Below are 22,454 nucleotides of genomic sequence, written 5' to 3' on the forward strand. Positions count from 1 at the left end.
ACAAACATGACAGTTATGTAAGGCACATAAGTAAAGAAATCAAAAAGTTAACGTAATGAATTAAAGTACTTTGTTACTATAACATTGGGATATCATACCATCCATTCATTCTCCTTACAGGAACATTACAATTTTGTAAGGTAAAAAATGCACCTACAAAGTTGTGCACGAAATGTCGGATGGAGCTATTTCGTTCCTGCTATTCTATGTACAGAGGAGGTCATAATATGGATTCACTTAAAAATATGAATGCTGCAATGCGCTATATTGAAGATAACCTTACGAATGAAATTGATTTTAAAGAAGTTGCGAGGCTAGCTCTTTGTTCTGAGTATCACTTTAAAAGAATGTTTTCGTTTTTAGCAGGTATATCACTATCAGAATATATTCGCTGTAGACGTCTTACTCTCGCTGCCTTTGAACTAAAAAACAGCAATGTAAAAGTCATTGATATCGCTATAAAATATGGATACAACTCACCAGATTCATTCGCTCGTGCATTTCAAAACTTGCACGGTATAACACCTTCAGAAGCCCGAAATAGTAGCCATTCTTTGAAGGCTTATTCACCAATGACCTTCCAATTATCCATTCAAGGAGGAAATGAAATGAATTATCGAATTGAAGAAAAAGAGCCATTTCGAATTATAGGTATTACAAAACGAGTACCAATCGTTTTTAATGGTGTAAATGAAGAAATTGCTTCTATGTGGAAAAGTTTAAACCCAGAGTCTATTCAAACATTAAAGTCCCTTTCAAACATTGAACCTACTGGAATTATTAGTGCCTCTACTAATTTTTCTGAAGGAAGAATGGAGGAAAAAGGCGAACTCGATCACTACATTGGAGTAGCCACAACGAAAGATTGCCCAGAGCAATTCGTACAACTTGAAGTCGCAGCTTCAACATGGGCTATATTTGAAGCTGTCGGGCCGTTTCCTGATGCACTACAAAATGTATGGGGACGTATTTATTCTGAATGGTTCCCTTCTTCGAACTATGAACTAGCGGAAGGGCCGGAAATATTGTGGAATGAGCAGAAAGATATATCTTCTCCAAACTTCAAAAGTGAAATTTGGATACCGTTTTTAAAGAAGTGATAACAAAAGGAAAGAGCTAAGCATTGTGCTTAGCTCTTTTTACATATTTGCTTACTCGTAAAAGTGTATATATTTCATCAGTTCTTCCATTCCTTTAAATTGGAGTAATAGTTGAGTGTTCAAGTTTTCTAAAGCCAACTGAAAGGAACGTTCAATTTTTCCATAAGGTAATGTTTCTAAATCATCTAGCAAGCTTTTCATATTTTCTATATAATACACGGTTTTTCTCAAACTGCTTATAACCAGTATTTTACGCAGTTCTGATATTGGAAACATTCTATAACCGTTTTCTTTATTTCTTTCTGAGTGGACTAACCCTTCATGTTCCCAATGACGGATAGCCGAAGTATTTACGCCTGCTATTTTTGCAGCCTCTCCAATGCTCATACGTTCACTTAACTCTACATTTTTATATTTAGTAAAATCAGCATTTCGAATCATGTTTAGTATTTCTTCTACTCGCTTTTTCTCCACCTGAATATTGAATTGCTGTTCATTAATTAACCAGAGTGCTTCTTCAAACTTTACGTTTTTAATCATCCTCATAACTTTATAAACAATAGGTATATCATATCCTTTTAATAATGCTCTAATGGTAATAAATGCTTGAAAGTGTATCGATGTATAAAACCGGTGATTACTTTCCGTTCTTGGCACAACAGGAATGAGATTTTGTTCTTCATATCTTCTCAAAGTTGTTGTGCTAACATTTAAGACATTCGCAATTTGTTTAGGACTATATGTCTTCATTTATTAACTCCTTTTTAAAGTTAAACCTTAAAGTGCTACATTAACATATTTCAAATAAAATCCTTATATATACGAGAAAAAAATCATAAATCCGGAAGATTGCATGAATGTTATATGATTTTAGTATAAACAATTTAGGAGTGATAGAAATGGAGAAAATCATAAAACTTACGGACGAATCAGTATTAAAGGTTGGTTTGGTTGGAAATCCAAAATTTAGAACAATCATGCTCCCAGTTGCTAAAGAATCTGTATATGGGCAAGATGCTGAAACTTTAAAGTTGTGGGGGGTAGATCCTGAATTTGGAAAACATTTTATTGATGGACTCATAGATAAGTTTCAGATTTTATATTTTGACTACGAAGGTCATCGTTTGCAACATCCAAATCCAGAGAATCTCACACCTGAAAATATAGTAAAAGACCTATTAACAATTGCTGACGAAATGAATATTAATAAGTTTAGTTATTATGGTTACTCTTGGTTAGCTTTAGCTGGGTTACAATTAGCCATTCGAACGGATAGATTAGACAGTATAATCATGGGCGGGTTTCCACCAATAGATGGTCCATATAAAGAAATGATGGTAGTAACAAATAAAACATACGAGCAAGCTGTGAATAATCACAATTCTCCTGTTATTGATCAAGCACATATTAATCCTGAAAAAATTGATTGGGATAACATACAGATAAAGATCGACATGAGTCAAACTAAACAGTTTGTTACAATGTACGAGAATTTGATGGAGTTTGATGATCAAGACATCCAACATAAACTAATCATTCCGAGATTAGCGTTTTCTGGGGAAAAAGACACTATTGTTTACGGTGAAAATTTTGGCAATGTAGTAGTTGATATTATTGGTATACTTCAAAAAAACAAACAAAAGTTAGAACATCTTGGATGGGATATAGAAATCTTAAGAGGAAATGATATGGATCACACTAAGGCTATGCAACCTATAACAGTTCTGTCATTGATAAAGCCTTGGTTAATTAAAAATTTGAATATAACTTATTAAATATAGTAATTCGAATACCCTAAAAACAAAGCTGCTCTTCCCTAAAAGGAAAAGCAGCTTTATTTACATTTTCAACTCTTCTTTATAAATACTATATGACTTTATTGTTGATACGATAATGCATATTAATATCATTCCAATCCCTATAAAAATATTAAATGGATCTGGAAGCAAAGCCCCGGCATATATACAAAGTGAACCTATTACAAATACCCTCGAAGCAAATCGGTGTGTTTTCCTCCAAACTACAGGATTTTCTAATGTCCAGTCCATTCGAATGCCTACTAACCCGTTCGGCTTCGTTTGTTGCATGTAATTACCTAGTACAAGAAACAATGTTCCAAGCCCAAAATTAAATGCAATTGAGCCCGATGCAATATAATTAGACGCGGCTAATAGTGCAAATAAGTTACAACCGAATCCTATTAAAAGAATTGCATAATGGATTGCGGAAAGGACTTTAGCATGCTGTTTATACTTATCTTTCGTTACATCAATATACCCAAGAGCTAGCCATATCAAATACAGCAACATCATGCTACCTATTGAAACAGAACTTGCTTCTATTTTAGAAAAATATCCATCTACTACTCCTGCTGCATTATAATGGCGTGGAATTTGTTCTGGTAAATATGTCCATACAATATACCATCCAATTGCAATGCCAATAATTAAACTCCATGGTAATACGTGTCTTTTCATCCTCTCTCCCCCATAATTTTTTATTAGGCCCCTATTTCTTTTTTATAAGCAATATATGAATATCCCATCGTTAATCCTACTGCACCAATAATAATTCCAACCATTACGAAAGATTTCCACGCCACTGGTGCAAAAACACTTAAAATCATAATGATCCCCAATGCAACAAACACCTTTCCGCTAAAACGGTGCGTTTTTCTCCACACTTCTTCGTTACTTAATGTCCACGGTGTTTTTATACCTACAAAGTAGTTTGGTTTACATTGTGGTAAATAGTTTCCGATGACTATAAATAAAATACCAACTAATAATTCCGGCACACGATTAATGAATAAGTTGTATCCTAATCCACTTGTAATAATATCTATATTCCCTACAAATAGTAGCAGTAGTATCCCGTTATTCATCATCATAAAAGCTTTAGAGAACTTCTCGTAATTTGCTTTCTTTGGGTCAATCTTTGGTAACACGTTTAGAAAAATATATAAAACAATCATAATTCCAATCATAGAAACCATTCCATACAATTTAGAAGAATATCCATCTACTTTACCGCCGCTCCAATGCGTTGCAATTGTATCCGGCAAATGTGGCCAAGCAAACGCCCAAGCTAAACAAGTTATAACAATTAATAAGATTGCAAAAAGATGCTTTCTCATTTCTCCTCTTCCCCCTTATTCGTAAATGTAAACACCCAAGTCAATAAATCTTGAAAGACCGTTGTGTTTAAAGAGTACATAACGAATTGCCCTTTCTTTTCATCTTGAATAAGTTCAGCATTTTTAAGTGCATTTAAGTGGTGTGAAATACTTGGTTTTGTCATATTGAAATGTTCAGCAATCTCACCAGCGGTTAGATCGCCTTCTTTTAATAAGTCTAAAATTTTTCGCCTTGTTGGATCTGCTAATGCTTTGAATGCTTGATTCAATGTCTTTCTTCCTTTCGATAATTAGACATTTAGATATTTATCTAAATATTAAACCGATTACCGTTATTTGTCAATTTCATCCAGCGCCCTTTTTACTTTTCTCACTTTTAACCTATACTGTTTACTAGCTTATCTTTCAACATAATGAAAAGACTTGAAACACATGATACACTATAGCTACAATTGTTTTTTTTGAGGAGGAATATACATATGTATAAAATTTTAATCGTTGAAGACGATCCAAATATTTCATCATTACTGCAATCTCACATTCAGAAGTACGGTTATGAGGCTGTGGTAGCGGAGAATTTCGATGATATTATGGAATCGTTTAACGCAGTGAAACCACATCTTGTTTTACTTGATGTAAACTTACCGAAATTCGATGGTTTCTACTGGTGCCGTCAAATTCGTCATGAATCTACTTGTCCAATTATTTTCATTTCAGCGCGTGCTGGTGAGATGGAACAAATTATGGCAATTGAAAGCGGTGCGGATGATTACATTACAAAACCATTCCACTACGACGTTGTAATGGCGAAAATCAAAGGACAATTACGCCGTATTTACGGTGATTATGCACCAAATATTTCGGAACGTATCGTTGAAGTAGAAGGATTAAAACTATTCCCTGAACGTCCAGAAATTCACTTCGGATCTGAACAAGTTCTTTTAACGAAGAAAGAGGCAATTTTAGCAGAAATGTTATTATCTAAATTTCCTCGTACAGCGAGCCGTGAAGATTTATTAGCTGCGCTTTGGGATGACGAAAGCTTCGTTGAGGAAAATACATTAAACGTAAACATTACACGTCTTCGTAAAAAGTTTAATGAGCTTGGCATTGAGAACTCTATTGAAACAGTACGTGGACTTGGATATCGCTTTAACGCAACTTGGAGTGAATAAGCATGAAGCTATTTTTACGTGATCATTTTGCATTTTTCCTACTGTACGTTTTAAACTTCGGTATCATTTTCGTTCTTTATGATGCAGTAGATGGATTTCAAAACAATAAATTTTACTTCGTCGTTTTAAGTTTATATTTATTTATTTGTTTCCTCGCTTACCGTTACGTTCGCAATCGTAGAATGTACCATAGATTAAGTGAGCAACCAGAAAAAATGGAAGATGCGTTTATTGAAAGAGCGACTGCTCCGATGCCTCACGGTGTCAATGAACTCGTGCGTACGCAGTACCGCCTCTTCCAAAAAGAACTACAATCGTATGAAGTAAAACAACAAGAACATCAACTATTCATTAACCATTGGGTACATCAAATGAAGACACCTGTTTCTGTTATGCAGCTTATGGTGCTAGAAATGGAAGACGAGCATTTAATTCCAAAGTTTAAAAAAGAATTAGAGCGTCTAAACCAAGGGCTTGATATGGCTTTATACATGGCTAGGTTAAATAACTTCCATGAAGATTTCCATGTCGAGACGATTTCATTAAAAGATACGGTAACAAAAAATATTAATGGATTAAAAGAACTATTCATTCGTAATGGTGTCTTCCCTGTTTTAGAAGTCCATTCTGATTTAAAAGTTGCTTCTGATGCGAAATGGCTAAAATTTATCATCTATCAATTAATGACAAACGCTGTTCGTTACTCCGGTGAGCGCGGAAAGAAAGTTTTCTTATCTGCTTACCGAAACGGAAAAGATATTATTTTAGAAGTTCGTGATGAAGGTGTTGGTATTCCACAAGAAGATATTCGAAGAGTATTTGAACCGTTTTACACTGGGAAAAACGGTCGCGCCTTCGGAGAATCTACTGGTATGGGACTTTATATTGTAAGTAAAATTTGTGATTATTTAGGTCACTCTGTCAAACTAGATTCTGAAGTTGGTAAAGGAACGACCATTAAAATCATCTTCCACAATGCTGCAAATAATCAAGCAGAACATACGGAGAAGGTGACCGAAGTATGATCGTAACATATGCAAGCAAAATGTATGAGAACTCACTCTCATACATTTTTTGCAATACAACTACTTCTATATCTTCTAGCCGGAGGTATAATCTATGACATTTTGGCAATTTGCATTTAAAAACGTCACGCGCAACTCAAGAGCTTATTTTGCTTACTTTGTAAGTAGCTCCTTTTCCATTGCTGTGTTCTTTTCGTTTGCTGTTTACTTATTCCATCCGAAATTACAAAACTTTGACATGACCTCTGAAATTTCAGGATTAATGATATTTTCAGAAGTAGTAATTGTATTTTTCTCTTTCTTCTTTTTACTATATTCCATTGGTACTTTTTTAAAAGTTAGAAAAAAACAATTTGGTATTTTGACCATTTTAGGAATATCGAGAAAACAATTACATCGTCTTATTTTTATGGAGAATATGTTAATCGGGATTTTATCTATCTTTTTCGGCATGCAGTTTGGAGTTGTTTTTTCTCAATTTTTCTTATTAGTAACCGCCAAACTTACCCATGTTCCAGGAATATATTTATACGGGCCTACTAACGCGTTTATTTTAACAACCATTGTTTTCCTTAGTCTTTTTATCATTGTATCTGCATTCACACCAATGCTTATTCGTACAAAAAAAGCAGTACACCTTTTAAAAACAAATGGTGGAAAACAAAAAGAAAGAAAACCATCCATACTTGTTTCATTATTTGGTGCGATTTGTTTATTTGGTGGTTATGCGTTAGCTGGAAATCCTAAATATTTCGTATCAGTAAGCCCGCAAATCGGTGTTATATATATGGTTTCAAGTATTTTCGTTATCCCAACGCTTGTTACAATTGGAACATATTTCTTCTTTTCACAAATTAGTTTCTTACTTATTTATATTTTAAAGAAAAGAAGGAAGTTTTATATGAAACGGATTAATATGCTTTGGATTTCGGATTTAGCGAGCCGTATTCGAACGAATATTAATATGCTGTTTATTGTAGCGATGCTATCTACAATTGCTTTCACAATGATTACGTTTCTATATGGATTCGGGAAATTTATTAAGCTAGAGGTGAATAGAACTTCTCCTTTTCCAATTTCTTATTTTTCTTATGATGCGAACCCTTTTGTTACAGAACATTTAAATTGGCTTGAGCAACAATTACAAAAAGAGCATTTCCCTTATCAAAAAATAAAAGCTGATATATATGAAACACCACTAAAAGAAGATAAAGATATAGCTATTTATAATGACGTATACGCAATTAAGCAAAGTGACTATAACAAACTTGCAGATTCTTTACGAATGAAACAACTATTTATGGATGATAACGAAGCATATGTGCTAACAGGGACATCTTATATCACCATATTCAACGAATTTGAGCAAAGCTACAAAAGAGATTACATTACACTCTCTAGTACAAATACGAAATTACGAGTAAAAGGTTATGAGCATGTAAACGCAATCCCATCTGACTTTTCATATCAAACGATAGTGTTGCCTGATATTATCGTAAATAACTTACCTAACACCGTAAAACATATATCAGCATACAATTACAAAATTCAAAACTGGGAACAGACATATGAAATTGCTGATAATTTTATAGAAAAAGTGCAAAAAGATCGAAATAAATCCCAGTATGAAGGACCTCTTATTCGTTCCTTTGAATCAGCAGGATCGTTATACAAAATAACATCAGGCAGTGCTGCATTTTTCCTAATTGGGACATTTTTAGGAGTTATTTTCTTCATTGGAGCTGGTAGCGTTCTTTACTTTAGAATGTATACGGATTTGACGAACGAACAAGAGAAATATATAACGATTTCTAAAATCGGTGTAACAGATACAGAGATGAAACGATCTGCAACCATTCAACTTAGTATTTTATTTTTCATTCCGTACATTATGGCATCCATTCATACAATGTTCGCAACAAAAATGCTACAAGATGTAATTGGTTTATCTCTGTTCAAAGAAGTTTCAGCCGTTCTTATTATTTTTGGATTCGTTGAAATCGTATTTTTCTTATTCATTCGTTCACTTTATATGCAAAAATTATCACATTACACGAGTGGACAAAATATTTAAAACAAACTTGATGAAAAGAGTATCTCTCATACTCTTTTCATCTTCACCCTATTAGGAGGTTTAGGTGAATGACATTTTGGCAGTTTGCATTTAAAAACGTGACGCGGAACGCCAGAGCTTATTTCGCCTATTTTGTAAGCAGTGCGTTCTCCATTGCAATCTTTTTCTCATTTGCAGTTTATTTATTTCATCCGAAATTGCATATGACAGACGTTAATTATTATCTGAACATATTAATGACAATTTCAGAGGTTGTCATTGTGTTCTTTTCATTTTTCTTTTTACTGTATTCAATCGGGACGTTTTTAAAAGTACGAAAAAAACAGTTCGGGATTTTAACAGTACTTGGCATATCTCAAAAACAATTAAAACGACTCATATTTATAGAAAATATGTTAATTGGTGTTCTTTCTATATTTTTTGGCATTCAACTTGGAGTTGTCTTTTCACAGTTCTTTTTGTTAGTTACCGCCAAAATTACACACGTACCTGGTTTATATTTATATGGGCCTACAAGTGCTATCGTTTTAACTATCATCATCTTTCTTGGGCTCTTCATTCTCGTATCATCTTTTACACCGATGCTCATTCGTACGAGAAAAGCCGTACGTCTTTTGAAAGAAGGAACACAACAAAAAGAAAGAAAAGCATCCGTGCTCATCTCTCTATTTGGTGCGACGTGTTTAATATGTGGATATGCGTTAGCCGCAAATCCGTTGTATTTTATGTCGCTAGGTGACATCATTGGGCTTTTATATGCCGTCTCTAGTATATTTGTCATCCCATCCCTTATTGCAGCTGGAACATACTTTTTCTTTTCACAAATTAGTTTTTTACTTATTCGTATTTTAAAAACGCGAAGAACGTTTTATATGAAACGAATTAATATGCTTTGGATTTCTGATCTAGCATCACGTATTCGGACGAATATTAATATGCTCTTTATTGTAGCGATGCTATCGACGCTCGCTTTTACAATGATTACATTCTTATATGGATTCGGGAAGTTTACAAAGTTTGATGCGATTAGACAAAACCCTTTCCCGTTTACGTATTTATCGCATACTGAAAATACGTTAGCTGATGAACATTTAAACTGGTTAGAGCAGAAATTTAATGAAGAGCATTTTACTTATACGAAATTTAAAACGGATATATATGAAGTATCTTCAGCTGAAGATAACACGCAGCTCTATTACGCAATTAAACAAAGTGACTATAATGTACTTGCTAAGGCTTTAAATTGGGAAACGCTCACAGTAAATAAGAATGAATCTTATATTCTTATGAAAGACTTAGATGATCAAGTTATTGGAACGCTTCATAATAAAGAACAGAAAAATACTCTTACACTTACTCAAAACAATTTACAACTACAAGTGAAAGAATATAAAAGTTATAGCCCATTCCCAAATAGCTTAATATACAAATTACTCATACTATCTGATGAAAATGTAGAAGCCTTATCCACCGTTTCCAAACAAATGAGTGTATATAACTTCAAAGTTACGGATTGGGAAAAAGCACATAATATCGGTTCATCGTTTATAACAAAAATCGATAACGATAATGCAGCAATTCAAGCAGAGCACCCGCCTTTCCATGCAAGTGAAGCGAGCGATTCTCTATACAAAACAAAACTAAATGTCGCTTCATTCTTCTTAATTGGTACTTTCTTAGGTGTTATTTTCTTTATCGGTGCTGGTAGTGTTCTTTACTTCCGAATGTATACAGATTTAACAAATGAGCAAGAAAAATATATAACGATTACGAAAATTGGCTTAACTGAGACTGAAATGAAACGTTCAGCGACAATTCAGCTTGCGATTCTTTTCTTCGTGCCTTACATTATGGCATCAATCCATACGATGTTTGCGACAAAGATGTTACAAGAAATATTACATCTCTCGTTCTTCGCTGAGGTTACAGTCGTACTTATGATTTTTGGAACAGTTGAAATTTTATTTTTCCTTTTAATTCGTTCCTTTTATATGCAAAAATTATCACAACACATTAAGTTTTAAAAAGTAGAAAGGTGATTACTATGGAAGAAGTATTACACATAAAAAACGTCTCAAAAGTATATGAGGGAAAAGTCCCTCATACTGCTTTAAAAAATATAAATTTACACGTGGATAAAGGTGAATTCGTTGCCATTATGGGACCATCTGGTAGCGGAAAATCTACATTTTTAAACGTTATCTCTACAATCGATTCTCCGACTTCTGGTGACGTCGTTATTAACGGAAAAAAACCGCACACATTTCGTAGAGAGAAGTTAGCTATTTTCCGCCGCCAAGAGTTAGGATTTGTTTTCCAAAACTTTAACCTACTAGATACACTAACAATCGGTGAAAATATCGTACTACCTTTAACATTAGATAATGTTCCATTAAAAGAAATGGATGAAAAGCTTGATAACATTTCAAAAAAGCTTGGGATTGATCATATTTTGGACAAGCGTATTTTTGAAGTTTCTGGGGGACAAGCACAGCGTACCGCAGTAGCACGTGCTGTTATTCATCATCCTTCACTTCTACTTGCCGATGAACCGACAGGAAACTTAGATTCAAAAGCGGCAATTGACGTAATGGAGCTATTTACGAAATTAAATAAAGAAGAAGATGCAACGATTTTAATGGTTACACACGATCCGTTTGCAGCAAGTTATTGTAACCGTGTTATTTTCATTAAAGATGGAGAGCTTTACAATGAACTACACCGCGGATTATATCGCGAGAAGTTTTATCAAGAAATATTAGATGTTCTAGCCTTATTAGGAGGAAGACGTGGATGACATTTTGGCAGTTCGCATTTAAAAATGTCTCGCGTAATTCAAAAGCATATTTCGCTTATTTCGTAAGTAGTGCGTTTTCGATAATGGTTTTCTTTTCATTTACTGTATACGCGTATCATCCGCGCTTACAAATTATGAATAAATTACAAGAACAAGATCCGCTCATGAACTTAACCGGCATGGCACAGTTTGTTATCGTTTTGTTCTCGTTCTTCTTTCTCTTATATTCTATTGGGACGTTTTTAAATGTACGGAAACAGCAATTTGGCGTTTTAACTGTTCTCGGTATATCTCAAAAACAATTAAAACGTCTTTTGTTTACTGAAAATATGATCATTGGAATGCTTGCTATTTTTGCTGGTATTCAAGGCGGTCTTGTTTTTTCTAACTTTTTCTTACTCGTTACTTCTAAATTAACAAACGCAAAAGGCCTCTATTTATATTGGCCTACAGAAGCAATTATCGTTACAACAATAACTTTTATTATTTTATTTCTTATCGTATCTACGTTTACACCGATGTTCATTCGTACTCGTAAAACAACTCGATTAATTAAAAATAATAAAAAGGAAAAAAACGAAAAAAGACCGTCTATACTCATTTCACTATTTGCCTTAATTTGTTTAGGACTATGCTATTATATTGCTGGTTATCCGCAAAGTTATATAACAGAAAAAAATTTACAAAACGGCTCTGCCCTCCTTATTATTTTATCTATTTTGCCGCTCGTAGTGGTGGGAACATATTTATTCTTTTCACAAACGTTTCTTCTCTTTATCTTTATTTTGAAAAAGCGGAGAAAGTTTTATATGAAGCAAATAAATATGTTATGGATTTCAGATTTAGCTAACCGTACTCGTAGTAATATTAATGTACTCTTTATCGTTTCTATGCTATCTGCACTTGCATTTACGATTATTATCGGATTATTTGCTACTAATAATAATACGAAAGCAATGATATTAGAACGCCGTCCTTTCCCCTTCACATATACGTCTACAGGGGAAAATGCACTTGAACAAAAACATATTGCTAAAATTGAAACGGAGCTTACAAATGCTAATTTTCAATACAACAAACATAAGTCTACATTGTTAAAAGATACCGCTTTAAAAGAAGACATTGCTCTTATGAAAATGAGTGATTATAACACGCTTGCGAAACAATTAAGGAGACCAGAAATACATCTTGATTCTACACAAGTTTATATTATTTCTCGTTACTCACCAGAGCTCTTAAATCTTGTATCAAATCCATTCGCAAAACAAAATACAATTACAATTGGATCTAATAAAAAAGAATTTCATATTAAAGGATTTATTAATAAATCAATTGAACCAGCCTTCGCATTCCCTTATTTAATGGTTGTACAAGATGATGTATTCAATAATATGATTCCTCATATTGAAACAACCATAGTGTATAATTACTTCGTTGAAAACTGGGAAAATGCGATTGCTCCTACGAAAAATATATTAAAACATATTAGAAATGATACAGATAACTTCTATGAGGCACACAAAAATGCGGAAACTGATTTTCCCCCCCCATTTAATATTTATACAGCGGCCGATGACCTAAAATACAGCAAAGGAAATTCAATTGCTACTTTCTTTATTTGGGCATTTCTCGGCTTTATTTTCTTTATCGGAGCAGCTAGTGTTTTATATTTCCGTATGTATAATGACTTAACAACTGAGAGACAAAAGTATATTACGATTACAAAGCTTGGTTTAACAGAAACAGAAATGTTTCGTTCTGCAACGATTCAATTAGGAATTTTATTTTTCGTCCCTTACATCGTTGCTGGTATTCACACGTTATTTGCAGTTAAGTTTTTACAAAGCATGTTCTCTTTCTCATTACTAAAAGAGACATGTATCGTACTCACCTTTTTCGGGATTATCGAGATCATTTTCTTCTTCTTAATCCGTTCTCTGTACATTAATAAATTATCACAGCATATAAAAATATGAATAAAATGGCCTTGTGCGTATTGCACAAGGCCATTTTCAATAGTTTTTAATAATTAGCAGCAATATCCGCCGTAGCCGCCAGCATAACCGCCATAACCACCATAGCCACAACCGCCGCCTCCGCCGAAGCAGCTAGCACCGATGATAATTAATAAAATAAACAATACGATTAGAAGCGCAAAACCGCCTCCGCAACCATGTCTGCGGTTACAATCATCATGTCTGTGTTCACACTTTTCGCTCATTACCCTATTCCTCCTTTAGTATCATTCATAACAAGTTCACCTTGCTCTAAATGAGGGGATTCCATTTATATTATGTTTTCAGGGCGAATAGGAAGCTTGGCTTACCTAAAAACGGGCTTGTTTCAGAAAATGAGCCTTATCAAGATGTAGGTATAAAACATTTGACATACTAATAATTTCTTACTAATATTTAATTGAACGATCAATTAATTTTTTGATTATACATTCAAATTATATAAATCAGGAGTTGAATAGCGTGACTGATTCTTTTATTGCAGAGGCTAGGCGTGAACAAATTATTCTTGCATGTATTGATACATTAGAAGAGGTTGGATATAACAACTTAAGCTTAACGAAGGTGGCAAAAAAGGCTAAGATTAGTACCGGACTTATTTCTTATCATTTTAATGATAAGCTTTACCTTATGAATCGCACATTACAATTTTTAGTTGCCAAGCAACATGAATTTATTAGTAATCGAGTGCTATTAGCTCAATCTGAAATAAATAAACTAGAGGCTTTTATTGAAGCACATTTGGCTTATCAAGAAACTCATTACAAAAATAATATTGCTTTAATTGAGATTGTCTTTAATGCAAGAAATGAAGAGAACGTTCCTTATTACAGAATCGAAGACGACGAAGAGGAGGATGCTCTTAGAACGATGTTATTAGATATTTTGAAAACTGGTCAACAAAATGGCGTGTTTTCCGATTCTTTCCAAACCGACACATTAGCTTCATTTATTTTAGGAGCAATCGAAGAAAGAATGCTGAAGGCAAATTCATCTATATCCATAGAAAATTACTCAGATGAGCTCATAAAAATGGTGAAGAAACTCACTGTTTAAAACATGCCTGGTTAAAAAAAATATATAAGAAAGGATGAACTACACATGAAAAAGGCATCTGTCATTGGATTAGGTTTTTTAGAAAAATTACTTGCTATAGCAAGTCCCATCCTTTTAGGCGTTATTGGATATTTTTCCCCTAAATTAATAGAGATTATAAAAAAGATTCCTCTCTTTTCTGATTCAAAAATTATAGAACTTTTACATTCTATTAACCCCTTCTGGCTTCCTATTATCCTCATGCTAATTGGTGTTATTGCAGGAATTTTATTTTCTTTAATTATTTATAGTGAAGCTTTAAAAATGAACATTACTTCGGAAAGCATTCACGTGAATAAGGACGATCAAAAGAAACAAATCACCAGATCAAATGTAAAAGCCGTTTTTGTAGATAAGCGTCAAGTGGTTATCATTGATCAAGAAGACCGAGAATGGTTACGTGAAACATCTGACATTAACCCAAGCAAAATTAAAGATACTTTCTTAATGCACGGCTTCCCCTGGGTGGAACAAGATCCTTATAAACATGAGTATAGCTTATGGAAATTAGAGGATGAGCGATTTAATAAAAGCATAAATACTATTTTGTATGAAAGACGAAATGCCCTTCGAGAAGGAAACTCGAAAAAAAAGAAGCATTTACGCAAAGATTTGAATGAGCTAGGAGTCTTTGTCAAAGACGATGGAGAAGATCAGTATGTCCGTTCCATTAAGTAATAGAAAGCACAAAAAACGAATAAACCCTACAGAGGAAATGTAATTTCTCTGTAGGGTTTATTCGTTTAAATCTGACCTCCTCTCCTAAAGAAACATATTCAACAAAAGGGCAAAACCGAATGCAATAAATGATAACAATGTCTCGAGTACCGTCCACGTTTTAAACGTTTCCTTCACCGTCAAACCTAAATACTCTTTTACAAGCCAGAACCCTGCATCATTTACGTGAGAAAACATTAATGAACCTGCACCGGTTGCAATAACGAGAAGCTCTAAATTCACACCAGACATGTGCTGAATAACTGGTGAAACAATCCCTGCTGCTGTCGTTAATGCTACTGTAGCTGAACCTGTTGCAATTCGAATTAAACCAGCTACCATGAAAGCTAATACGATTGGTGATAACGAAATATGTTCTGCCATTTGTGCAATAGCTGTTCCAACGCCGCTTTCAATTAATATTTGTTTAAATCCACCGCCTGCACCAATTATTAAAATAATAGAACCGACAGGCAATAAACTTTCATCTGTTAATTTTTTAATCATCTTTTTATTAATACCTTGTTTGATACCAAGTAAATAAAATGCTGCGAAACATGAAATAAGTAAGGCGATTACTGGACTTCCTATAAACACGAAAAATTCAGTTAATTTTTCCGGTAATGAAATATATGGTGCAACTACTGATAAAATCATCAATACAACTGGTAATAAAATAATAAAGAATGAAACTTTACGACTTGGCAAATCAGTTGATACTGTCGTAACTCGAACAAGCTCCGGTTCATTTTCAGGTATAACCCTCTTATGTACCCACTTTGCAAATATTGGGCCTGCTATAATAGCCGTCGGTAACGCGATAATTAATGAATATAAAAGTACCTTTCCTAAGTTCGCGTTATAAATACCGATTGCAGTCATGGCACCTGGATGCGGAGGCACGAGCCCGTGAACAATAGATAATCCTGCAATAACAGGTAACGCAATTAATAATATATTTTGCTTCGTCGTTTTTCGAATGGAAATAACAAGTGGTAATAAAATGACGATCCCCACTTCAAAAAACACTGGAATCCCTATAACAAATCCTGCAAATAACATAGCCCAAGGTAGTTTCCTTACACCGAAAAATCGAATAAAGAAATCTGCCACTTGCATGCCGGCCCCTGAATCGGACATCATTTTCCCTAAAATTGTTCCGAGAGCTAAAATACCAACTAAATGCCCTAGTACACTACCAACACCAGTTTCATAGGCAGTCACTATTTTCGTTAAGTTCAGTCCAGACATGATAGCTAAAAACAAACTCGCAACTGTTAAACTAATAAATGCATGCCATTTCCACCATGATACCCCTAAAATAACAATCGCAATTGCAAGTAACGTGACGATTAATAAGTATATATCCATCTCCCATTCTCCTTACTTTATAAAAAAAGAGGGAAAATCCCCTCTTTTTTATACGTCATAATTCACTACATAATGCTGCATTTCTGTATTGTAGTAGCCTTCGCTATATTCAATTATTTCACCAACTTCATCGTAAGAATAACGCATGCGTTTTAATAGCGCTGTCCCCTCTTTTTCACCTAGCGCTTCTGCAACGAAAATAGGCGCGAGTCCAACAGCGAATTCATCTCTGAAGTTTTCTAAATGAATACCTCGGTCTTCAACTAAATCATAAAGCGATTGCAAGTCAAAATCCGATAAATCTGAACTTGCCATTCCTGCTGAGAAATAGTGCGTATAATGAATGTATGGTGCATCATTTAACGTATATAAACGTTCAATACGAAAACTCTCCTTACCGAATAATCGAAATGGCACTGTTCCTTCTTCATTCTGCACAATTTTTGCTTTTAGCAATTTCTTCTGTACTTTATATCCTTCTTCCACTAACACTTCAGTAAATTTCTTACCCTTTGACAGTTTTGTCGCAGAAGTATTGCGGATGACTTTCGTTCCTTTACCGCTTTTCTTTTCCAAATATCCTTCTTGAGCGAGTTCTTTAATCGCATTTCGCACTGTAATTTTACTCACTTTGAACTCTTCTTCTAACTGCGGTTCGGAAGGAATATTCGTATGAATCGCATATACACCATGCAATATTCGATCACGAATAATATTTTTTATTTGCAAATATAATGGTCCTTTTTTTCTCGTTACGTTCACCGTTACACCCACTACCTTTCTACATCACCTACTGATGCCGTCATTGCCCGAAGTATATCCTTCTCTGATGACATTGGCGTATCACCGACGATTGTATGTGCTAGCATTCCAGCTGCTGACGCAAATGAAACAGCTTTCTCTGGTGCGAACTCCTTTATCTCGCCATGAATAATTCCGCTCGTATAAGCATCTCCAGCACCTATTCTATCATATACAGAAAACGTAAGTGTTTTTGCAAAAGTGAACGTTCCATCTTTACATATAAACCCGCGAAGCGAATGTGTATTATCACTGTTAATAGAGCGATGAGTACCAGCGATTGTAGCGATATGATACGTTTCAGCTACCTTTGGAATAAGATCAACAAGTTGCGCCTCTCGCTCCGTTTCTTCGGTTTTTATTCCTAAAACAAACATTGCATCTTTTTCGTTCATCATAACGATATCAGCAAGTCCCAGCATTTCTTCATAATGCGGTTTTGCCTGTTCATATCCGTCTTCTCCCCAAAGTGATGGACGATAATTACAATCAAAAACGACGGTTCCTCCGTTTTCTTTAACTGCTCTCGCTAAAGACTTCATATGATGGCGCACCGTATCATTCATCGCAAGTGTAATACCGCAAAAATGAACGATATCAATTTCCTTAGCAATTTCTTCAAATTGGTACATCTCTTCAGACGCCGTATTGAAGCTACTTTCTAGTCGATTCGAATACGTAACGCGGCTTGCACGTGCACCGAATCCATTTTCTAAAAAATACATACCTACATATTTACCGCCTCTTGAAACAAGAGAAGTTTGAATCCCTAACTTTTGAATGTAAGATACAGCTGCATCTCCAACCGAATTTTCCGGTAAAGTTGAAATAAGAAGCCCTTCATGCCCTAAGTGAGAAAGTGCCGCTGCAACGTTCACACCTGTACCTGAAAATGAGTAATTTAACGTGTTAGCTTGCGACAACAATTCATATCCAGGTACTTGCAGGCGCATCATTACTTCGCCGAACGCTGCAATTTTCTTACGCATATTGATCAACTAGCTTCTTCACGACTGCTAATAATTCACGCACATCTTCTACTTTCGTGTTACCAGTTTCTTTATCAATAATAGAAGAGTACACGTGCGGGATAACTTGCTCTACATTTGCTTCAAGCGCAATACGTACAATTGTTTCGAAGTTTTCTTTATCAATTCCGCCTGTTGGCTCTAATGCGAATCCTTCTTCCGCACAAGCTTTCGCAACTGCGCGATATTCTTCTTCGTGAGCTAGCCCTTTCATTGGGAAGTACTTCAATGAATTTCCGCCCATATCACGTACAAGTGCGATCGCTGTTTTAATTGGAACGATTGCTTTTTCTTCTCCAGCCGCACTAATTGGGCCAGTAGAAATATTTACGTAACCTACTTTTCCTGTTGGCGATACTAAACTATTAATCCAGCTATCTTTTTCGCCAAGATTTGCACGTGTCGCTCCAACTGAAGGGAACACTTGGTTAATATGACTGCCAGGATAATGCTTCGCAATTTCAGCGACAACTGCCGCTTGGCGATTATCTCCTGCACCTAGTCCGATTGATACAGCGTCATCAATTTCTTTTCCGTATGCTTTCATCGCTGTAACAGCTTCTTCTACAGTTGCATAATCTTTTGATAAAACACCTACTACTACATATCCTTCTGCTGCTTCAAAAATATCTTTCGCATTTTGGATATTGTTTGCCAATACATTTAATGCTACGCGGTCTTTATAAAAACGTTTTTGAATGTTTGTCATTTTAGTTTCCCCCTACAATTTCTCTCAATTTTTCTTCAATCACATATATGTCATCACCTTGAAGTGGACGTGGATCAATATCAAAGAATCCTTGTCTTACTCCGTAATCACGTGTATAAATGGCAATTTCCCCTTCGCGTAATGCAGTCACAACATCTTTTGCTGATTTATTTAATTCTTTCTCGTTAATATGAATACGAGCTCGAAAGATTGCTCTTCCAGCTTCATCTTGAACGATCGTTACATTTACACCATTTAATTCTTTTAGCGGCATAAGTATTTGTAGCAATTCTTTTTCTTGCTCGCTCTTATCTTCTTTTACTCCGTACTCATCAAGTGCTTGAAGTAAACCAAAAGTTGTTTCTTTCCCAACTTTCATGCTTCTTCCAATGCAATGTAATTGCACTTTCAGCCATTCAATATACTTTCTTTTACCGCCCACAATACCAGAAGTAGGTCCTTCAATTGCCTTTGAACCGCTATAAATAGCAAGATCTGAATACTTCACATATTTTTGAATGTCTTCTTCAGCTGCTGCATCCACGATAAGCGGTACTTTATTTCGCTGCGCAACTTCCCATGCTTCTTCAACAGAAATCATATTTTTTTGCACTGCATGATGTGATTTCACATACAGAATCGCTGCTGTATTTTCACCAATTGCATCTTCAATATGCTCTGCTTTCCCTTCATTTGCATAGCCAACTTCTACAAGTTTACCGCCGCCTAAGTAAATCATCGTTTCAACAGGAGCACCGTATTGAACGTTATGACCTTTTAACATAATCACTTCGTTTTTCGCGATTACTTCTTGATGAAGTCTTTCACTTTTACGGCGATTTCCTTCTGTAACGATACCAGCGATAGAAAGCGCAATTCCACTCGATGCTGAGTTCACAACGACCGCTGCCTCTGAATCTAGAATTCTCGCAATATGGTCTCCCGCTTTATCTACTAAATCAGCAATTTCCACATAATTTTGTCCCCCATGTTTCATCGCATCCATTACTGTATCTGTAGGAGCAGATACACCTAAAATACTCATTCTACCGCTCGCATTAATTACTCTTTTTAATCCGTACTTAGCATTCAATGAATGACCCATTAATTACAACCCCTTTCGTATCAATCCTTCTTTCAGCAATGCGCTGATCCCCTTCTGAATCAATTAACGTAACCTTCTCATCTTTCACCGTAAATAAAGTTAAGTTTGCAATATCTCCTTCTTGAATGCGGCCAAGCTCTGGTTTTTTCAGCCACTCTGCTGCATTTTTCGTAACCGCGTCAATTACTTCTTCTAGCGGATAACCTAAGTAAAGGAATTTCGAAAGAACGTGAGCCATACTATACACGGGACCGTGTATACGATTCTTCCGGTAAATATCTGTACTAATTGTATTAAAAGCAGTACCGTGATGCTTCGCCGCCTCTGCTACTTTAAAAGAAAAACTAGCATTACCGTGACCAACATCTAAATGAACACCACGATTCACTGCATCTAGTAATACAGGTAGCGGTTTGCCTTCTTCATCAAATAAATTATTTTCTTTCCCGTTTAAGTAATGTGTAATGACATCATCTTTTTCTAAAAGAGGTACAACTTCCTCAATGCGAGGAGGCGCTGAACCGATATGTACCATAATTGGTAATGATGTTTCACGGGATAAAGAGCGTGCAACATGAAGCGGTTCAATTCCGCTATCACAAACGACACTTTTACTCATTCTCGCCTTTAACCCAACGATTACATCTTTATACTTTTCTACTGCTTCTATCACTTTCTCTTTATCGATCCATTCCATATTGGATAGTTCATCAATTCGTTTCAAACCGATGCGAGAAATATTTAAAAAGGCAAATAAATTCGTTTTTGCCTGCTCTCTACTTTTTACTAAATCTGCAATACGATCAGCTCCGCAGCTACCCGCATCAACAATTGTCGTTACCCCTTGCTTAACGCCAATTTCATCCACCTCATCGCCATACGGATCAAACTCTGGAAAAGCATGAACGTGTAAATCAATCCAACCACTCGATACGTAAGTACCAGAGTAATCAAGAACCTTTCCACCCTCGCCAGCACCAGCTTTCGTCACCTGTGCGATTTTATTATTTTCAATTACAATGTCAATCTCTTCCCCGTTCACACGTTTCACATTACGTAGTACGAATCGTTCTGTCATTGTATTTCCACCCTTTTCTATAAGAAGCCATAAGAATACGCTTACATTAAAGTTTCATTTTATATCTCTTTCACACGTTTAGCGTAACACAAAAAAAGGGAGAAGTAAATATAACGTTATAATGTTTAAAAGCAAATAAAAAGATGCTCCTCCAAAATGCTAATAGTATAGGAAATTATATCAACGATTTTTTGAATATATCTATCATAACTTACAATATATCAACGATTTTTCAATTATATCTACCGTAACTCACAATATATCAACGATTCGACAAAGAATATCGATTTACCGACAAAAAACATCAATCCCTTTCTTATATATACGAAGAGGTTGCTCCAAACGGAACAACCTTTTTCTCTATTCCTGAACCGTCACAATAACCCCATCCATATTGTTCCCGGAAATTTCATACTGCTTGTTTGCTGGAACGTTCACTTTCATATTCTCAGAAACTTTATAATAAGAAACAGTATATTTCTTACCTTCTACTTCAGTTGAAACCTCTTTTTCCTCTTTTAAAAACTCTAAATATTCCTCTAGTGTAAAATTCTTTTTTTGCATAATTGCGCTATGAGGTAGGCCGACATAACGGATATGCCATGGCTCATATTGAATTCCAGTAATGTTACTTTTATTTTTCGGATAACGTAATACAAAGCCATGCTTCCATACGTTCTCTTCAATCCATTTTCCTTCAGGCGCTTTCTCCATTTTCTTTTGAGTAGACCCAATGTCCAGTGATAATCCTAAATTATGTTCACTGTATCCTGCTGGAAGTGCATAATCAGATCCCATTTTTTCATATAGCTGTTTTTGCTCTTGGAAATCTCTATAACCACTACTAATCAAAAAATGGTTAACACTTTCTTTTCCAGCCGCATCGACAACGTTCAAAAACTTTTTCACAACATCCTTTGATAAACGAAGATTTCTATCAAATATTACATAACCTCTTACTAATTCACTATTATGATTTACATTTATAATATCAGACCTAATACTATCTTTTTTTACTGGATAATCCCTGTTAACTAATAATAAATCGCCCTTATAAATTTGTTCCTTCGTAATCTCTCTCCCCTCGGTGTTTGCCGCCTTTACTAGCTCATCTTTCCCGACAATTTTAACATCGATTTCCTTTTGAAATAACGGTGATATATAAACGCCTACACATACTGTGCATGCTATAAAAAAAGAAATAAATACCCACTTTTTCATTTCTAGT

Annotated in this window: 22 protein-coding genes; 10 read left to right on the forward strand and 12 right to left on the reverse strand. The window is 35.0% G+C overall.

Annotated features, from left to right (window positions below; translation table 11 throughout):
- The first annotated feature begins 227 nt into the window (after positions 1-227).
- Complete coding sequence (locus tag V6946_RS25800; protein WP_006929199.1) at positions 228-1,100, forward strand: AraC family transcriptional regulator; 873 nt, start codon at positions 228-230, stop codon at positions 1,098-1,100.
- A 51-nt stretch (positions 1,101-1,151) separates the two neighbouring features.
- Here V6946_RS25800 and V6946_RS25805 read toward each other — a convergent pair whose 3' ends face one another.
- Positions 1,152-1,850, reverse strand: coding sequence for a MerR family DNA-binding transcriptional regulator (locus V6946_RS25805; protein ID WP_000861047.1), 699 nt, complete (start codon positions 1,848-1,850; stop codon positions 1,152-1,154).
- 149 nt (positions 1,851-1,999) lie between these two features.
- Between V6946_RS25805 and V6946_RS25810 the strand changes: the two genes are divergently transcribed.
- Positions 2,000-2,875: an alpha/beta fold hydrolase gene (locus V6946_RS25810; protein ID WP_000411236.1), complete on the forward strand. Its 876-nt coding sequence runs from the start codon at positions 2,000-2,002 to the stop codon at positions 2,873-2,875.
- A gap of 63 nt (positions 2,876-2,938) precedes the next feature.
- On the opposite strand, the gene V6946_RS25815 is transcribed toward V6946_RS25810, so the two are convergent.
- From V6946_RS25815 to V6946_RS25825, 3 genes are read right to left on the reverse strand one after another with little or no spacing between them, the layout of a single operon-like run.
- Complete coding sequence (locus V6946_RS25815) at positions 2,939-3,577, reverse strand: SdpI family protein (protein ID WP_006929202.1); 639 nt, start codon at positions 3,575-3,577, stop codon at positions 2,939-2,941.
- Between the two features lie 23 nt (positions 3,578-3,600).
- On the reverse strand, positions 3,601-4,236 hold the full coding sequence (locus V6946_RS25820) for an SdpI family protein (RefSeq protein ID WP_006929204.1): 636 nt from the start codon (positions 4,234-4,236) through the stop codon (positions 3,601-3,603).
- Positions 4,233-4,505 (reverse strand): autorepressor SdpR family transcription factor, encoded by a 273-nt coding sequence (locus tag V6946_RS25825; RefSeq protein WP_006929205.1) that lies wholly within the window; start codon positions 4,503-4,505, stop codon positions 4,233-4,235. Before V6946_RS25825 ends, V6946_RS25820 begins: the two co-directional genes overlap by 4 nt.
- A gap of 210 nt (positions 4,506-4,715) precedes the next feature.
- On the opposite strand from V6946_RS25825, the gene V6946_RS25830 reads away from it, so the two are divergent.
- The 6 genes from V6946_RS25830 to V6946_RS25855 all read left to right on the forward strand — a co-directional run bounded on the left by V6946_RS25830 (position 4,716) and on the right by V6946_RS25855 (position 13,283).
- Positions 4,716-5,411: a response regulator transcription factor gene (locus tag V6946_RS25830; protein WP_000276738.1), complete on the forward strand. Its 696-nt coding sequence runs from the start codon at positions 4,716-4,718 to the stop codon at positions 5,409-5,411.
- Between the two features lie 2 nt (positions 5,412-5,413).
- Entirely contained in the window at positions 5,414-6,436 is a 1,023-nt protein-coding gene (locus V6946_RS25835; protein ID WP_000765342.1) for a HAMP domain-containing sensor histidine kinase, read from the forward strand.
- Between the two features lie 94 nt (positions 6,437-6,530).
- Complete coding sequence (locus V6946_RS25840) at positions 6,531-8,510, forward strand: ABC transporter permease (protein WP_006929207.1); 1,980 nt, start codon at positions 6,531-6,533, stop codon at positions 8,508-8,510.
- Positions 8,511-8,578: 68 nt separating this feature from the next.
- Positions 8,579-10,534, forward strand: coding sequence for an ABC transporter permease (locus V6946_RS25845; RefSeq protein WP_006929208.1), 1,956 nt, complete (start codon positions 8,579-8,581; stop codon positions 10,532-10,534).
- Positions 10,535-10,554: 20 nt separating this feature from the next.
- Complete coding sequence (locus V6946_RS25850; protein WP_000393250.1) at positions 10,555-11,307, forward strand: ABC transporter ATP-binding protein; 753 nt, start codon at positions 10,555-10,557, stop codon at positions 11,305-11,307.
- Entirely contained in the window at positions 11,304-13,283 is a 1,980-nt protein-coding gene (locus V6946_RS25855; RefSeq protein ID WP_406622143.1) for an FtsX-like permease family protein, read from the forward strand. The genes V6946_RS25850 and V6946_RS25855 overlap by 4 nt, the downstream gene beginning before the upstream one ends.
- A gap of 53 nt (positions 13,284-13,336) precedes the next feature.
- Here V6946_RS25855 and V6946_RS25860 read toward each other — a convergent pair whose 3' ends face one another.
- Positions 13,337-13,528, reverse strand: coding sequence for a YjcZ family sporulation protein (locus V6946_RS25860; protein ID WP_001290392.1), 192 nt, complete (start codon positions 13,526-13,528; stop codon positions 13,337-13,339).
- A gap of 256 nt (positions 13,529-13,784) precedes the next feature.
- Here V6946_RS25860 and V6946_RS25865 point away from each other — a divergent pair, with 256 nt between their 5' ends.
- Together V6946_RS25865 and V6946_RS25870 are read left to right on the forward strand one after the other, a co-directional pair.
- The gene (locus V6946_RS25865; RefSeq protein WP_000132248.1) at positions 13,785-14,378 is read left to right on the forward strand and encodes a TetR/AcrR family transcriptional regulator; all 594 of its coding nucleotides are present in this window, start codon (positions 13,785-13,787) and stop codon (positions 14,376-14,378) included.
- A 45-nt stretch (positions 14,379-14,423) separates the two neighbouring features.
- A complete protein-coding gene (locus V6946_RS25870) occupies positions 14,424-15,095 on the forward strand; it encodes a hypothetical protein (protein WP_006915673.1) in 672 nt (223 codons plus the stop codon).
- Between the two features lie 84 nt (positions 15,096-15,179).
- On the opposite strand, the gene gntP is transcribed toward V6946_RS25870, so the two are convergent.
- From gntP to V6946_RS25905, 7 genes are all read right to left on the reverse strand, one after another.
- A complete protein-coding gene (gene gntP, locus V6946_RS25875) occupies positions 15,180-16,505 on the reverse strand; it encodes a gluconate permease GntP (protein WP_366981747.1) in 1,326 nt (441 codons plus the stop codon).
- A gap of 48 nt (positions 16,506-16,553) precedes the next feature.
- Positions 16,554-17,279 (reverse strand): GntR family transcriptional regulator, encoded by a 726-nt coding sequence (locus V6946_RS25880; protein WP_006915670.1) that lies wholly within the window; start codon positions 17,277-17,279, stop codon positions 16,554-16,556.
- Positions 17,279-18,295 (reverse strand): sugar kinase, encoded by a 1,017-nt coding sequence (locus V6946_RS25885; RefSeq protein ID WP_006915669.1) that lies wholly within the window; start codon positions 18,293-18,295, stop codon positions 17,279-17,281. The genes V6946_RS25880 and V6946_RS25885 overlap by 1 nt, the downstream gene beginning before the upstream one ends.
- A complete protein-coding gene (gene dagF / locus V6946_RS25890; RefSeq protein ID WP_000181896.1) occupies positions 18,288-19,043 on the reverse strand; it encodes a 2-dehydro-3-deoxy-phosphogluconate aldolase in 756 nt (251 codons plus the stop codon). The genes V6946_RS25885 and dagF overlap by 8 nt, the downstream gene beginning before the upstream one ends.
- A 1-nt stretch (position 19,044) precedes the next feature.
- Positions 19,045-20,148 (reverse strand): DgaE family pyridoxal phosphate-dependent ammonia lyase, encoded by a 1,104-nt coding sequence (locus V6946_RS25895; protein ID WP_006915668.1) that lies wholly within the window; start codon positions 20,146-20,148, stop codon positions 19,045-19,047.
- Positions 20,126-21,226 carry an amidohydrolase/deacetylase family metallohydrolase gene (locus V6946_RS25900; protein ID WP_006915667.1) on the reverse strand — a complete coding sequence of 367 codons (1,101 nt, stop codon included), beginning with the start codon at positions 21,224-21,226 and terminating at the stop codon, positions 20,126-20,128. The genes V6946_RS25895 and V6946_RS25900 overlap by 23 nt, the downstream gene beginning before the upstream one ends.
- A gap of 360 nt (positions 21,227-21,586) precedes the next feature.
- Positions 21,587-22,447, reverse strand: coding sequence for a D-Ala-D-Ala carboxypeptidase VanY (locus V6946_RS25905; protein ID WP_006915666.1), 861 nt, complete (start codon positions 22,445-22,447; stop codon positions 21,587-21,589).
- Positions 22,448-22,454 lie beyond the last annotated feature (7 nt).

Source organism: Bacillus sp. PPSBB_2, from assembly GCF_045291115.1.
Taxonomy (GTDB): domain Bacteria; phylum Bacillota; class Bacilli; order Bacillales; family Bacillaceae_G; genus Bacillus_A; species Bacillus_A cereus.

Coding starts and splice junctions, on each gene's coding strand:
- V6946_RS25800 (WP_006929199.1), top strand. CDS start 228: ATGGATTCACTTAAAAATATGAATGCTGCAATGCGCTATATTGAAGAT.
- V6946_RS25805 (WP_000861047.1), bottom strand. CDS start 1,850: ATGAAGACATATAGTCCTAAACAAATTGCGAATGTCTTAAATGTTAGC.
- V6946_RS25810 (WP_000411236.1), top strand. CDS start 2,000: ATGGAGAAAATCATAAAACTTACGGACGAATCAGTATTAAAGGTTGGT.
- V6946_RS25815 (WP_006929202.1), bottom strand. CDS start 3,577: ATGAAAAGACACGTATTACCATGGAGTTTAATTATTGGCATTGCAATT.
- V6946_RS25820 (WP_006929204.1), bottom strand. CDS start 4,236: ATGAGAAAGCATCTTTTTGCAATCTTATTAATTGTTATAACTTGTTTA.
- V6946_RS25830 (WP_000276738.1), top strand. CDS start 4,716: ATGTATAAAATTTTAATCGTTGAAGACGATCCAAATATTTCATCATTA.
- V6946_RS25835 (WP_000765342.1), top strand. CDS start 5,414: ATGAAGCTATTTTTACGTGATCATTTTGCATTTTTCCTACTGTACGTT.
- V6946_RS25840 (WP_006929207.1), top strand. CDS start 6,531: ATGACATTTTGGCAATTTGCATTTAAAAACGTCACGCGCAACTCAAGA.
- V6946_RS25845 (WP_006929208.1), top strand. CDS start 8,579: ATGACATTTTGGCAGTTTGCATTTAAAAACGTGACGCGGAACGCCAGA.
- V6946_RS25850 (WP_000393250.1), top strand. CDS start 10,555: ATGGAAGAAGTATTACACATAAAAAACGTCTCAAAAGTATATGAGGGA.
- V6946_RS25855 (WP_406622143.1), top strand. CDS start 11,304: ATGACATTTTGGCAGTTCGCATTTAAAAATGTCTCGCGTAATTCAAAA.
- V6946_RS25860 (WP_001290392.1), bottom strand. CDS start 13,528: ATGAGCGAAAAGTGTGAACACAGACATGATGATTGTAACCGCAGACAT.
- V6946_RS25870 (WP_006915673.1), top strand. CDS start 14,424: ATGAAAAAGGCATCTGTCATTGGATTAGGTTTTTTAGAAAAATTACTT.
- gntP (WP_366981747.1), bottom strand. CDS start 16,505: ATGGATATATACTTATTAATCGTCACGTTACTTGCAATTGCGATTGTT.
- V6946_RS25885 (WP_006915669.1), bottom strand. CDS start 18,295: ATGCGTAAGAAAATTGCAGCGTTCGGCGAAGTAATGATGCGCCTGCAA.
- dagF (WP_000181896.1), bottom strand. CDS start 19,043: ATGACAAACATTCAAAAACGTTTTTATAAAGACCGCGTAGCATTAAAT.
- V6946_RS25895 (WP_006915668.1), bottom strand. CDS start 20,148: ATGGGTCATTCATTGAATGCTAAGTACGGATTAAAAAGAGTAATTAAT.
- V6946_RS25900 (WP_006915667.1), bottom strand. CDS start 21,226: ATGACAGAACGATTCGTACTACGTAATGTGAAACGTGTGAACGGGGAA.
- V6946_RS25905 (WP_006915666.1), bottom strand. CDS start 22,447: ATGAAAAAGTGGGTATTTATTTCTTTTTTTATAGCATGCACAGTATGT.